At 61.1% G+C, this 13,446-nt stretch carries 10 protein-coding genes; 5 read left to right on the top strand and 5 right to left on the bottom strand.

Translation table 11 applies throughout. The annotated features are described in order from the left end of the window. The 5 genes from P3C50_RS03530 to P3C50_RS03510 all read left to right on the top strand — a co-directional run bounded on the left by P3C50_RS03530 (position 1) and on the right by P3C50_RS03510 (position 6,330). The gene (locus P3C50_RS03530) at positions 1-1,074 is read left to right on the top strand and encodes a microcin C ABC transporter permease YejB (RefSeq protein ID WP_197856385.1); all 1,074 of its coding nucleotides are present in this window, start codon (positions 1-3) and stop codon (positions 1,072-1,074) included. 2 nt (positions 1,075-1,076) lie between these two features. Beyond that, complete coding sequence (locus P3C50_RS03525) at positions 1,077-2,096, top strand: ABC transporter permease (protein ID WP_197856384.1); 1,020 nt, start codon at positions 1,077-1,079, stop codon at positions 2,094-2,096. Between the two features lies 1 nt (position 2,097). Next, positions 2,098-3,735: an ABC transporter ATP-binding protein gene (locus P3C50_RS03520; RefSeq protein ID WP_275544887.1), complete on the top strand. Its 1,638-nt coding sequence runs from the start codon at positions 2,098-2,100 to the stop codon at positions 3,733-3,735. Positions 3,736-3,739: 4 nt separating this feature from the next. Then, on the top strand, positions 3,740-4,534 hold the full coding sequence (gene fabI / locus P3C50_RS03515; protein WP_197856382.1) for an enoyl-ACP reductase FabI: 795 nt from the start codon (positions 3,740-3,742) through the stop codon (positions 4,532-4,534). A gap of 248 nt (positions 4,535-4,782) precedes the next feature. Continuing rightward, positions 4,783-6,330, top strand: a complete 1,548-nt coding sequence (locus tag P3C50_RS03510) for a phospholipase D family protein (protein WP_275544886.1) — start codon at positions 4,783-4,785, stop codon at positions 6,328-6,330. 54 nt (positions 6,331-6,384) lie between these two features. On the opposite strand, the gene P3C50_RS03505 is transcribed toward P3C50_RS03510, so the two are convergent. The 5 genes from P3C50_RS03505 to clpP form a co-directional block, all read right to left on the bottom strand. Beyond that, positions 6,385-8,232, bottom strand: a complete 1,848-nt coding sequence (locus P3C50_RS03505) for a SurA N-terminal domain-containing protein (protein ID WP_275544885.1) — start codon at positions 8,230-8,232, stop codon at positions 6,385-6,387. 194 nt (positions 8,233-8,426) lie between these two features. Continuing rightward, positions 8,427-8,699 carry a nucleoid-associated protein HU-beta gene (gene hupB, locus P3C50_RS03500; protein ID WP_003239952.1) on the bottom strand — a complete coding sequence of 91 codons (273 nt, stop codon included), beginning with the start codon at positions 8,697-8,699 and terminating at the stop codon, positions 8,427-8,429. Positions 8,700-8,833: 134 nt separating this feature from the next. Then, a complete protein-coding gene (gene lon / locus P3C50_RS03495; protein WP_197856379.1) occupies positions 8,834-11,230 on the bottom strand; it encodes an endopeptidase La in 2,397 nt (798 codons plus the stop codon). 149 nt (positions 11,231-11,379) lie between these two features. Then, positions 11,380-12,660: an ATP-dependent Clp protease ATP-binding subunit ClpX gene (gene clpX, locus P3C50_RS03490; protein WP_090428603.1), complete on the bottom strand. Its 1,281-nt coding sequence runs from the start codon at positions 12,658-12,660 to the stop codon at positions 11,380-11,382. 107 nt (positions 12,661-12,767) lie between these two features. Beyond that, complete coding sequence (clpP, locus tag P3C50_RS03485; RefSeq protein ID WP_197856378.1) at positions 12,768-13,409, bottom strand: ATP-dependent Clp endopeptidase proteolytic subunit ClpP; 642 nt, start codon at positions 13,407-13,409, stop codon at positions 12,768-12,770. Between the last annotated feature and the right edge of the window lie 37 nt (positions 13,410-13,446).

Raw genomic sequence — 13,446 nt, 5'->3', positions numbered from 1 at the left:
ATGCTGGCCTACATCATTCGCCGCCTGCTGCTGATCATCCCGACCCTGTTCGGCATCCTGGTGATCAACTTCGTCATCATCCAGGCCGCGCCCGGCGGCCCGGTGGAACAGATGATCGCCAAACTCGAAGGCTTCGATGGCGCCACCAGCCGCATTGCGGGAGGTGGCAGCGAGGTTTCCGTAGCCGGCTCCAACTATCGCGGCGCGCAGGGCCTCGATCCCAAGCTGATCGAAGAAATCGAGAAGATGTACGGCTTCGACAAGCCGGCGCCGGAACGCTTCTGGATCATGCTGAAGAACTACGCCCAGCTGGACTTCGGCTCCAGTTTCTTTCGCGACGCCAAGGTCATCGACCTGATCATCGAGAAGATGCCGGTATCGATCTCGCTCGGGCTGTGGAGTACGCTGATCATGTATCTGGTCTCCATCCCCTTGGGCATTGCCAAGGCCACTCGCCACGGCAGCGCCTTCGACGTCTGGACCAGCTCGGCGATCATCATCGGCTACGCCATTCCGGCCTTCCTCTTCGCCATTCTGCTCATCGTGCTGTTCGCTGGCGGCAGCTACTGGGACTGGTTCCCCCTGCGCGGGCTGACCTCGAACAACTTCGAGCAGCTCAGCCTCGGCGGCAAGATTCTCGACTACCTGTGGCACCTGGTACTGCCGGTCACCGCCCTGGTCATCGGCAACTTCGCCACCCTGACCTTGCTGACCAAGAACAGCTTCCTCGACGAGATCAACAAGCAGTACGTGATCACCGCCCGGGCCAAGGGCCTGACCAACCATCGCGTGCTCTACGGTCACGTGTTCCGCAACGCCATGCTGCTGATCATCGCCGGCTTCCCCGCCGCGTTCATCGGTATCTTCTTCACCGGCTCCCTGCTGATCGAAGTGATCTTCTCCCTCGAAGGCCTGGGCCTGATGAGCTTCGAGGCAGCGATCAACCGCGACTATCCGCTGGTGTTCGGCACATTGTTCATCTTCACCTTGCTGGGACTGGTCGTGAAACTGATCGGTGATATCACCTACACCCTGGTCGATCCGCGCATCGACTTCGAAAGCCGGGAGGGTTGAGCATGAAACTGTCGCCCCTCAATCGGCGCCGCCTCGATCGCTTCAAGGCTCACAAACGGGGCTGGTGGTCGCTGTGGCTGTTTCTCATCCTGTTCGGCCTGAGTCTCGGCGCCGAGCTGATCGCTAACGACAAACCGCTGGCCGTGCGCTACGACGGCGAGTGGTATTTCCCGGTGCTCAAGCGCTACCCGGAAACGGTGTTCGGCGGTGAATTCCCGCTGCAGGCCAACTACAAGAGCCCCTATATCCAGGACCTGATCGCGGCAAAGGACGGCCGCATGATCTGGCCGCCGATTCCCTTCAGCTATTCGAGCATCAACTACGACCTGGAAGTGCCCGCTCCGGCGCCGCCTTCGGCGCAGAACTGGTTGGGCACCGACGATCAGGGCCGCGACGTGCTGGCACGGGTGATCTACGGCTTTCGCATCTCGGTGCTGTTCGCCCTGACCCTGACCCTGGCCAGCTCGGTGATCGGCGTGATCGCCGGCGCGCTGCAAGGCTTCTACGGCGGCTGGGTCGACCTGCTCGGCCAGCGCTTTCTGGAGATCTGGTCGGGCCTGCCGGTGCTCTACCTGTTGATCATCCTCGCCAGCTTCGTGCAGCCGAACTTCTGGTGGCTGCTGGGCATCATGCTGCTGTTCTCGTGGATGAGTCTGGTGGACGTGGTGCGCGCCGAATTTCTCCGCGGCCGCAACCTGGAATACGTGCGCGCGGCGCGAGCGCTGGGCATGGGCAACGGGGCGATCATGTTCCGCCACATCCTGCCCAATGCCATGGTCTCGACCATGACCTTCATGCCCTTCATCCTCACCGGCGCCATCGGCACCCTGACCGCCCTGGACTTCCTCGGTTTCGGCCTGCCACCCGGCGCACCCTCGCTCGGCGAGCTGGTCGCCCAGGGCAAGAGCAACCTGCAAGCGCCCTGGCTGGGCATCAGCGCCTTCGCCGTGCTGGCGATCATGCTGAGCCTGCTGGTGTTCATCGGCGAAGCCGCCCGCGATGCCTTCGACCCGAGGAAATGACATGAGCCAGAACGAAACCCTGCTACAAGTTCGCGACCTGGCCGTCGAGTTCGTCACGGGCGACAACTGCCAGCGCGTGGTCGAAGGCGTCAGCTTCGACATCCGCAAAGGCGAGACATTGGCCCTAGTCGGCGAAAGCGGTTCGGGCAAGTCGGTCACGGCGCACTCGATCCTGCGCCTGCTGCCCTATCCGCTCGCGCGCCATCCGCATGGCAGCATCGAGTACGCCGGCGAAAACCTGCTCAAGCTCGGCGAAGGTCGCCTGCGCGGCATCCGCGGCAACCGCATCGCCATGGTCTTCCAGGAGCCGATGACATCGCTTAATCCGCTGCATACCATCGAGAAGCAGATCAACGAGGTGCTCGCCCTGCACAAGGGCATGCGCGGCAAGGCTGCCAGTGCACGCACCCTGGAGTTGCTGGAGCTGGTCGGCATCCCCGAACCGAAGAAGCGCCTAAAGGCCTACCCGCACGAACTCTCCGGCGGCCAGCGTCAGCGCGTGATGATCGCCATGGCCTTGGCCAACGAGCCGCAACTGCTGATCGCCGACGAGCCGACCACCGCACTGGACGTCACGGTTCAGCTGAAAATCCTCGAATTGCTCAAGGATCTGCAGGCGCGCCTGGGCATGTCGCTGCTGCTGATCAGCCACGATCTCAACCTGGTTCGCAGAATTGCCCATCGCGTATGTGTCATGCAGCGCGGTCGCATCGTCGAACAGGCGTCGTGTGAACAATTGTTCCAGGCGCCAGAGCATCCCTATACCCAGGAACTGCTCGGCGCCGAGCCCAGCGGCGAACCTGCGGCCAACCCCGCGGGCCAGCCGTTGCTGGAAGTGGACGACCTGCGCGTGTGGTTCCCGATCAAGAAGGGCCTGCTGCGCCGGACGGTGGATCATGTCAAAGCGGTAGACGGTATCAACTTCAGCCTGCCCCAGGGCCAGACCCTGGGCATCGTCGGCGAAAGTGGTTCCGGCAAATCTACCTTGGGCATGGCCATCCTGCGACTGCTCACCAGCCGCGGTGATATCCGCTTCCACGGTCAGCAGCTGCAGGGCCTGAGCCAGCAGGAGGTACGCCCGCTGCGCAGGCAGATGCAGGTGGTGTTTCAGGACCCTTTCGGCAGCCTGAGCCCACGCATGTCGGTGAGCCAGATCGTCGGTGAAGGTCTGCGCATTCACGGCATGGGCAACGAGGCGGAACAGGAACAGGCGATCATCGACGCGCTTTTGGAGGTAGGACTGGATCCGCAGACGCGGCATCGCTACCCCCACGAGTTTTCTGGCGGGCAACGGCAGCGGATTGCCATTGCCCGGGCACTGGTGTTGAAACCGGCGCTGATCCTGCTGGACGAGCCAACTTCGGCGCTCGACCGCACGGTGCAGCGTCAGGTGGTGGAGTTGTTGCGCGGCTTGCAGGCCAAGTACAACCTGACCTATCTGTTTATCAGCCATGACCTGGCGGTAGTCAGAGCGCTGAGCCACCAATTGATGGTGGTCAAGCAGGGCCAGGTGGTCGAACAGGGGTCTGCAGAGTCGATCTTCAGCGCACCGCAACACCCTTATACGCAGCAGTTGCTGGAAGCCGCTTTTCTGGCCCCGGCAACGGCTCACTTATCCTTGAAACAGGAAGAGGAATAGCACAATGGGTTTTCTAACCGGTAAGCGCGTACTCATCGTTGGCGTTGCCAGCAAACTGTCCATCGCCTCGGGTATCGCCGCGGCCATGCACCGCGAAGGTGCCGAGCTGGCTTTCACCTACCAGAACGAGAAGCTCAAGGGCCGCGTGGAAGACTTCGCCGCCGGCTGGGGCTCCAGCGCCGACCTGTGCTTCCCCTGCGACGTGGCCAACGACGAGGAAATCGCCGCGGTATTCGAAGCGCTGAGCAAGAAGTGGGACGGCCTCGACTGCATCGTCCACTCGGTAGGCTTCGCTCCGGGCGACCAGCTCAATGGCGACTTCACCGACGTCACCACCCGTGAAGGCTTCAAGATCGCCCACGACATCAGCGCCTACAGCTTCGTCGCCCTGGCCAAGGCCGGTCGCGAGATGATGAAGGGCCGCAACGGCAGCCTGCTCACCCTCTCCTACCTGGGTGCAGAGCGCACCATGCCCAACTACAACGTCATGGGTATGGCCAAGGCCAGCCTGGAAGCCGGCGTGCGCTACCTGGCCGGCAGCCTCGGCCCGGAAGGCACCCGCGTCAACGCCATCTCCGCCGGCCCGATCCGCACCCTGGCCGCCAGCGGCATCGCCAGCTTCCGCAAGATGCTGGCTGCCAACGAAAAGCAGACGCCGCTGCGCCGCAACGTCACCATCGAGGAAGTCGGCAATGCCGGCGCCTTCCTCTGCTCCGACCTGGCTTCGGGCATCAGCGGTGAAATCATGTACGTCGACGGCGGCTTCAACACCACCGCCATGGGCGCCATGGAAGACTGAGGAAGTCGCCGGGCATCGCACGCAGAATCGTGCGTTGCCCGCCCCTGCTGCACCTCAGGCACGGCCTGGCCATGACTGACTCCAACGCCGCACATTGCTCAGCAAGTGCGGCGTTGTCGTTTCTGGCTTATTGTCAGAACTCCGATCATCGACATTTCATTCGCCTCCCGAACCGAAACGCCATCAAGGCCGGCACGCTTCAGCGCTGGCGTTGTCCTAGCTGGGAAGCCTGGAACCGAGATGGGTCGATGATCCGAACAAATACATGGCGAGCCTGCCTGATCACCGCGCTGTGCAGCCTCACGCTCGGTTGCGCCCTGCCGCCGCTGGATGGCCGTAGCGAGAGCCAGGCCTTCACCCAGGCCGAAACGGCTGATACCACCCTTGGCCAGGCGCTGGGCAGCCAACAGGACTCCCATCCCGGCCTGTCCGGCATCCTTACGCTGGCGGCTGCCCGCGATGCCTTCGCCGCGCGCATGCTCCTGGTCGAAGCGGCCGAACGCAGCCTCGACGTTCAGTACTACATCTGGCGTAACGACATTACCGGCACCCTGCTGCTCGATGCCCTGCTCAGAGCCGCCGAACGAGGCGTTCGCGTCCGCCTGCTACTGGACGACAACGGCATTGCCGGCCTCGATCAGACCCTGAGCACGCTCGATCGCCATCCCAACATCGAAGTGCGCCTGTTCAATCCTTTCTCCCTTCGCAAGGCTAAGGCGCTGGGCTACCTGACGCACTTTTCCCGCGCCAATCGGCGCATGCACAACAAGTCCTTCACCGTGGACAACCAGGCCACCATCATCGGCGGGCGCAATATCGGCGACGAATACTTCGAAGCCAGCGAGGGCGTACTCTTCGCCGATCTGGATGTTCTGGCAATCGGGCCGGTCGTGGCTGATACCTCGACCGACTTCGATCGCTACTGGGCAAGCGAATCCAGCTACCCCCTCGAGCTGATCGTGCCGCGTGACCGTAGCGCCCCACAGCCCCTGCACGATCTCGCGGCCGATCTCTCCAGCTCATCGGCAGCCAGCGGTTACATTAAAACTCTGCAGGAAAGCGAGTTCATCCAGCGCTTGCTGGATAAGCAGTTGACCTTCGAATGGAGCGAGACCACGCTGGTCAGCGACGACCCGGCCAAAGGGCTTGGCAATGCCAGTGACGGCGAGCTGCTGATCGGCCACCTGGGCGAGATGCTTGATATCCCTGAAGCCCGGGTCGACCTCGTCTCCCCCTACTTCGTCCCGACGCAAACCGGCGTCGATATCTTCACCGGCCTGGTACAACGCGGCGTCGAAGTGCGCATCCTCACCAACGCACTGGAAGCAACCGACGTGACGCCCGTACATGCCGGATACGCCAAGCGCCGCCGTGCGCTGCTCGAAGGTGGCGTCAAGCTCTACGAAATGCGCCTGGGCGCAGACGACGAAGGGCACCGGGAAACAGCCGGGCCGTTCGGCAGCTCCGGCTCGAGCCTGCACGCGAAAACCTTCGCTCTCGATGGTCAGCGCGTTTTCATCGGTTCATTCAACTTCGACCCACGCTCCGCGAAACTCAATACCGAGCTGGGTTTTCTCATCGAAAGCCCGCAACTGGCCGCCGCCATTGGCCGCGCCTTCGAAACCGATATCCCGGCCAATGCCTATGAGCTGGGCCTGGACGAAAACCACCGAATCTACTGGCTGCAGCGCCAGGATGGCGAGCAACACCGGCTCTATAGCGAGCCCGGCACGGGCCTGCTCAAACGCCTCGGCATTCACCTGCTTTCCTGGCTGCCCATCGAATGGCTGTTATGAGCCAGAAACGAGAAAGCCCCGCGCTTGGCGGGGCTTTCTCGTAGCGGACAGCGATCAGAACCGCTCGACGTCTGCCTTGGCTTCCAGCTGCTTGCGCAGCGCGGCGAAGTCCTGCTGACCGGCACGCGACGCCAGGAAGTTGCGGTACATGGCGAGTTCTTCTTCAGCCAGCGCTTCTTCCGGCACGTTCACGCCATCGAGACGCAGCACGACGTAGTCGCCATTGTTCAGCGTCACCCCGGCAAAGGTCGGCTCACCCGCCGTGGCAGGCTTGGGCATGCGGAACAGCGCCTGCAGCACCTTCGGCTCGATGCCGTCCTGGCTGCGCGTCGCCGCTTCCTGCACCTGCCACTCAACACCAGCAGCCTCGCCCGCCTCGGCAGCGGCCAATTGCTTCTCGCCTTCGGCCTTGGCAGCAGCGGCAGCGCGCTCCTGCAGCAGGTGACCGCGAATGCTCTCGGCAACCTGCTCCATTGGCAACTGCTCGGGCTTGTTGTGCTGTTTCACGCGCACGACAACTACGGTACTCGGGTCCAGCTCGATGGTCGAACTGTTGGCACCGTCTTCCAGAACGTCGGGGCTGAAGGCAGCCTGCAGTACCTGACGATTGGCGGTGATGCCGGTAGCGCCTCCTTCACGACCGAAGGCTTCGCTGGTCTTGACCTCAAGCCCCAGCTCCTGAGCTGGCTGAGCCAGATCCGATGCCTGGAACGCGGCATCTTCCAGTTGCTTGGTCGCCTCGACGAAATGCTGTTCGACCTGCTGCGCCTTGAAGTCATGCGCCAGTTTGTCCTTGAGGCTGTCGAAGCTCGGCACTTCAGGTGCCTGAACACCCAGCAACTTGATCAGGTGCCAGCCGAACTCGCTCTTCACGGGCTCGGAAACGTGGTCCTGCTGCAGCGCATACAGCGCCTCTTCGAAGGCCGGGTCGTACACGCCAGGACCGGCGTAACCCAGGTCACCGCCATCGACGGCCGAGCCCGGATCCTGCGAGAACTCCTTGGCCAGGGCAGCAAAATCTTCGCCGGCATCGACACGCTTCTTGATCTCTTCGATCTTGTTGCGCGCAGCTTCGTCGTCGCCTTCGATGAGAATGTGCGCCGCCTGACGTTGCTCGGCCAGATTGGCGATTTCGCTCTCGTACAACGGCTTCAGGTCTTCATCGCTGACTTCGACCTGGTCGAAGAAGCTGTCCTTCTGCAGTTCGACGTATTCCAGCACGACTTGCTCAGCGCTCATGAACTCGCCGGCGTGCTCGTCGTAATAGGTTTTGACGTCACTGTCGCTCAGCTCCACCGCAGCCGGATCGGCCTTGATGGTCAGGCTGGCGAAATCGCGGGTCTGACGCTCGAGGTTGGCGAACGCACGCGCCTCCTGCTCGGTGACGAAGCTGCTGGCGCCAAGGCCGGCACGCAACTGGCCGATCAGCATTTCCTCTTCCAGCATCTGACGGAACTGCAGGCGGGTGTAGCCCATCTGGCGAATGACCTGATCGAAGCGCGCGGCATCGAAGCGGCCATCCACCTGGAATTCGGGAGTCTGCAGAATCACCTGATCCAGCGAGCCTTGCGAGAAGGCGAAGTGAGCATCGTCGGCTGCCTGCAGCAGCAACTTGCGCTCGATCAGCCCTTTGAGCGAAGCCTCACGCAGCAGTTTTTCATCGAGCAGCGAGGCGTCGAAATCACGACCCAGTTGCTGCAGGAGCTGACGGCGCTGCATTTCAACGGCCTGATTGAGCTCGTTGAGGGTAATGGTGTCACCGTTCACGTCAGCCGCATTGTTGCGGTTGCTGGTCCCCGTGACGATGGCTTCGAAACCGGTAAAGGCCATCAGCATGACGATGAGGCCGATGATGATTTTGGCAATCCAACCGCGTGAATTGTCCCTGATGTTTTGCAGCATGCTTCCCCCAGAACGACTGTACAGAGTCACCAGCCGCGCAGTGTGGGTAATGTCCAGATAGAAGAAAGGCGCATCCGTGGATGCGCCTTCTCGTAACGCGTTAAGCGGTCAGTGCAGAAAAGTCTTCGACTTCCTGCCCTGCCTCCTAACAACCGCCAGACAGAGCCTGACGGCGAGGCAAACCCGGAAGACGCTTAGTTAACGGCGTCTTTCAGAGCCTTGCCAGCTTTGAAGCCCGGGATCTTGGCAGCAGCGATGCTGATCGGCTTGCCGGTCTGCGGGTTGCGGCCAGTGCGAGCAGCGCGCTCTTTGACAGCGAAGGTGCCGAAGCCAACCAGTACGACGGAATCACCAGCCTTCAGGGCGCCAGTGACGGATTCAATCACTGCATCCAGCGCGCGGCCAGCAACAGCTTTCGGGATATCAGCAGATGCAGCGATAGCATCGATCAGTTCCGACTTGTTCACTCTAAGTCCCCTTATTTCTGTTGAGTTGTTTCTTGATTTTTAGTGTAAGCAAAGCGGGTGCTGGATGGCCTGCCGACACAATAAGAGCCGCTTTATAACAAGGGCTCAAAAATTGTGTCAAGGAAGCCCCCCGGCTAATGCGTGCTGATTCGCTCCTTGGAATCAGTCTCGCGCTTGTCATCCGTTGCAACCATCTCGGGAGCCGCATCGGGCAAGGGCTCCGGGGCGTATTGCAGCGCAATTTGCAGGACCTCGTCAATCCATTTAACCGGTTTAATCTGCAGGTCTTGCTTAATATTTTCCGGAATTTCTTTCAGATCGCGCACATTTTCTTCGGGAATGATCACGGTCTTGATTCCACCCCGATGAGCAGCCAGAAGTTTTTCCTTCAAACCGCCGATGGCCAGCACCTGACCGCGCAGAGTGATTTCACCGGTCATGGCCACGTCGGCGCGCACTGGAATCTGTGTCAGCGCCGAGACCAGCGCCGTGCACAGGCCGATACCCGCACTCGGCCCATCCTTCGGCGTCGCACCTTCGGGCATATGGATGTGAACGTCGCGCTTCTCGTTGAAATCAGCGGGAATCCCCAGACTTTTTGCGCGACTGCGCACTACGGTCATGGCGGCCGTCATGGACTCTGCCATCACGTCGCCCAGCGAACCGGTCTTGATCAGCACGCCCTTGCCGGGCACCACCGCCGTCTCGATGGTGAGCAGCTCGCCACCCACCTGAGTCCAGGCCAGACCGGTCACCTGGCCGATCTGGTCCTGCTGCTCGGCAAGGCCGTAGCGATGTTTGCGCACGCCCAAAAAATGCTCCAGCGACTCTGCCGTGACGCGAACCTGGAAACGCTTCTCGCGCACGTGCTCCTTCACCGCCTTGCGGCATACCTTGGCGATCTGCCGCTCCAGGCTGCGTACACCCGCCTCGCGCGTGTAGTAACGAATGATGTCGCGGATGGCCGCCTCATCGAACTCCAGCTCGCCCTTCTTCAGGCCGTTGGCCTGCGTCTGCTTCGGTGCCAGGTACTTGATGGCGATGTTGACCTTCTCGTCCTCGGTATAGCCCGGCAGGCGGATGACTTCCATACGATCCAGCAACGGGCCGGGGATGTTCATCGAGTTGGCGGTGCAGAGGAACATCACATCCGACAGGTCGTAATCGACCTCCAGATAGTGATCGTTGAAGTTGTGATTCTGCTCCGGATCGAGCACTTCCAGCAGCGCAGACGCAGGATCGCCGCGCATGTCCTGGCCCATCTTGTCGATCTCGTCGAGCAGGAACAGTGGGTTGCGCACCCCGACCTTGGTCATCTTTTGAATCAAACGGCCCGGCATCGAACCGATATAAGTACGGCGGTGACCACGAATCTCGGCCTCGTCACGCACGCCGCCCAGCGCCATGCGCACGAACTTGCGGTTGGTGGCGGTGGCAATGGACTCCGCCAGCGAGGTCTTGCCCACGCCGGGCGGGCCGACCAGGCACAGAACCGGCCCCTTGAGCTTCTTCACCCGCTTCTGCACGGCGAGATACTCGAGGATGCGTTCCTTGACCTCTTCCAGGCCATAATGGTCGGCATCGAGGATGCTCTCGGCTCGCGTCAGGTCGAGGCGCACCTTGCTCTCGGCCTTCCACGGCACATTCACCAGCCAATCGATGTAGGAGCGCACCACGGTGGCCTCGGCAGACATCGGCGACATCTGCTTGAGCTTGTTCAGCTCGGCATTGGCCTTGGTCAACGCTTCCTTGGTCAGGCCGGCGTTGTCGATGCGCTTCTTTAGTTCATCGATTTCGTTGTGGCCTTCGTCGATATCGCCCAGCTCCTTCTGAATGGCCTTCATCTGCTCATTCAGGTAGTACTCGCGCTGGCTGCGCTCCATCTGCTTCTTCACGCGACCACGGATACGCTTCTCGACCTGCAGCAGGTCGATCTCGGCATCCAGCAGCGCCAGCACGTGCTCCACGCGAGCGGACAGCGAGGTGATCTCGAGGATTTCCTGCTTCTGCTCGATCTTCAGCGCCATGTGCGCGGCCATGGTGTCGACCAAGCGGCTGGGCTCATCGATGCTGTTGAGCGAGGACAGCACTTCGGCCGGAACCTTCTTCCCCAACTGCACGTACTGCTCGAACTGACTGAGCAGGCTTCGAGTGAAAACCTCGGACTCGCGCTCGGCAGTCTCGCCCTCCTCGATCAACTGCACTTCAGCGCGGCAATGATCATCGAGCTCGATGAAACGCTCGATGGAACCGCGCTGCTCGCCCTCGACCAGCACCTTGACGGTACCGTCGGGCAGTTTGAGCAGCTGCAGAACGGTGGCAACGGTGCCAACGCGGTATAGATCCTGATCATCCGGGTCATCGACGGCCGGGTTCTTCTGGGCCACCAGCAGAATCTGCTTGTCACCCGTCATGGCTGCCTCGAGGGCCTCGATGGATTTCTCACGCCCGACGAAAAGCGGGATGACCATGTGCGGATAGACCACTACATCGCGCAATGGCAGGAGAGGCAATTCGATGGTTGTCTTCATGATTTCGGCTCAGCGGCGGCCATAAGGCCGTAAACAGGCGGGATTACCCTTGGCTTTTAAGATGGGGGTAGCTCCCGTAAAAAACAAGCGCAATGTCCAGAAAAGCGAAGGGGCCCAAAGGGCCCCTTCTTTGCATCGTGTAACAGCTGTCAGGCGTCTGGCGCGGCCTTCGCCGGCGGCTCGCTGTTTTCATAGATCAGCAGCGGCTTGGACGAACCCTCGATGACGCTCTCGTCGATCACCACCTTGCTCACGTCCTGCTGGGACGGGATTTCGTACATGGTGTCGAGCAGAATGCCCTCGAGAATCGAACGCAGACCACGCGCACCAGTCTTGCGCTCCAGCGCCTTCTGCGCCACGGATTTCAGCGCATCGGAGCGGAACTCCAGATCCACGCCTTCCATCTCGAACAGCTTGGCGTACTGCTTGGTCAGCGCGTTCTTCGGCTCGGTGAGGATCTGCACCAGGGCAGCCTCGTCCAGCTCTTCCAGCGTCGCGATCACCGGCAGGCGACCGACGAACTCGGGGATCAGGCCGAATTTGACCAGATCGTCCGGCTCGACCTCACGCAGGGATTCACCGATCTTTTTGCCTTCCTGCTTGCTGCGCACTTCCGCACCGAAACCGATGCCGCCCTTGGTCGAACGCGCCTGGATGACTTTCTCCAGGCCGGCGAACGCACCACCACAGATGAACAGGATGTTGCGCGTATCGACCTGGAGGAACTCCTGCTGCGGATGCTTGCGCCCGCCCTGCGGCGGAACCGAGGCGACGGTACCTTCGATCAGCTTGAGCAGCGCCTGCTGCACGCCCTCGCCCGACACGTCGCGGGTGATCGACGGGTTGTCGGACTTGCGCGAGATCTTGTCGATTTCGTCGATGTAGACGATGCCCATCTGGGCCTTCTCGACATCGTAGTCGCACTTCTGCAGCAGCTTCTGAATGATGTTCTCGACGTCCTCACCCACGTAACCGGCTTCGGTCAGGGTGGTGGCATCGGCGATGGTGAACGGCACGTTGAGCAGGCGCGCCAGCGTTTCGGCCAGCAGCGTCTTGCCCGAACCGGTCGGACCGATCAGCAGGATATTGCTCTTGCCCAGTTCGACATCGTCTTTCTTGTCGCGCTGGTTCAGACGCTTGTAGTGGTTGTACACCGCTACCGACAGCACCTTCTTGGCGCGCTCCTGGCCGATCACGTACTGATCGAGGATGGCGCTGATTTCCTTGGGTGCCGGGAGTTTGTGCGCGTTGCTCTCGGCCTGGGCTTCCTGCACCTCCTCACGGATGATGTCGTTGCACAGGTCGACGCATTCGTCGCAGATGAAGACGGAAGGACCGGCGATCAACTTGCGCACTTCGTGCTGGCTTTTGCCGCAGAAGGAGCAATAAAGCAGTTTGCCGTTGTCCTCACCGTTACGGGTGTCAGTCATTCGATCAATCCAATACGGTAGGCTTGAAACACAAGATGAAGGCAAATGCGGGCATTTTCAAGGGCGCAGGTCGCGTCATTGAGGGATGCCCGCAGCCGGTGCCTCATCTAGACCGGCATTTGACGCTTTTCGTGCACAGCATCGACCAGACCATATTCCACGGCGCGCGAAGCGCTCATGAAATTGTCGCGGTTGGTGTCGCGCTCGATGGTTTCCAGACTCTGACCCGTGTGGTGCGCCAGCAGTTCGTTCAGGCGCTCACGGATAAACAGGATTTCCTTGGCATGGATTTCGATATCCGAAGCCTGGCCCTGGAAGCCGCCCAGCGGCTGGTGAATCATCACACGCGAGTTCGGCAGGCAGAAACGCTTGCCCTTGGCGCCGCCAGCCAGCAGGAACGCACCCATGCTGCAGGCCTGACCGATGCAGGTGGTGGACACGTCCGCCTTGATGAACTGCATGGTGTCATAGATCGCCATACCGGCAGTGACCGAACCACCCGGCGAGTTGATGTACAGGTGGATGTCCTTGTCCGGATTCTCTGCTTCCAGGAACAGCAACTGGGCGCAGATCAGGTTGGCCATGTAGTCCTCGACCTGGCCGACCACGAAGATCACACGCTCCTTGAGCAGGCGCGAGTAGATGTCATAGGCACGCTCGCCACGAGCGGACTGCTCGATGACCATCGGCACCAGGCCGCCAGCGGCCTGGATTTCAGGCATGTTTTGCATAAAAGAATTGCGGGACATGTCTTGCGCTCACTCCCTAATAGTCATGTCTCAAATA

The sequence above is a fragment of the Pseudomonas sp. Marseille-Q0931 genome (assembly GCF_940789645.1).
In the GTDB taxonomy this organism is placed as follows: Bacteria; Pseudomonadota; Gammaproteobacteria; order Pseudomonadales; family Pseudomonadaceae; genus Aquipseudomonas.
The sequence above is the reverse complement of the archived record's forward strand: the minus strand, read 5'-3'. Positions and strand labels throughout refer to the sequence as shown.

What these genes read in the sequence shown, in the direction of transcription:
- P3C50_RS03530 (WP_197856385.1), top strand. Translation starts at nt 1, where the DNA reads ATGCTGGCCTACATCATTCGCCGCCTGCTGCTGATCATCCCGACCCTG.
- P3C50_RS03525 (WP_197856384.1), top strand. Translation starts at nt 1,077, where the DNA reads ATGAAACTGTCGCCCCTCAATCGGCGCCGCCTCGATCGCTTCAAGGCT.
- P3C50_RS03520 (WP_275544887.1), top strand. Translation starts at nt 2,098, where the DNA reads ATGAGCCAGAACGAAACCCTGCTACAAGTTCGCGACCTGGCCGTCGAG.
- fabI (WP_197856382.1), top strand. Translation starts at nt 3,740, where the DNA reads ATGGGTTTTCTAACCGGTAAGCGCGTACTCATCGTTGGCGTTGCCAGC.
- P3C50_RS03510 (WP_275544886.1), top strand. Translation starts at nt 4,783, where the DNA reads ATGATCCGAACAAATACATGGCGAGCCTGCCTGATCACCGCGCTGTGC.
- P3C50_RS03505 (WP_275544885.1), bottom strand. Translation starts at nt 8,232, where the DNA reads ATGCTGCAAAACATCAGGGACAATTCACGCGGTTGGATTGCCAAAATC.
- lon (WP_197856379.1), bottom strand. Translation starts at nt 11,230, where the DNA reads ATGAAGACAACCATCGAATTGCCTCTCCTGCCATTGCGCGATGTAGTG.
- clpX (WP_090428603.1), bottom strand. Translation starts at nt 12,660, where the DNA reads ATGACTGACACCCGTAACGGTGAGGACAACGGCAAACTGCTTTATTGC.
- clpP (WP_197856378.1), bottom strand. Translation starts at nt 13,409, where the DNA reads ATGTCCCGCAATTCTTTTATGCAAAACATGCCTGAAATCCAGGCCGCT.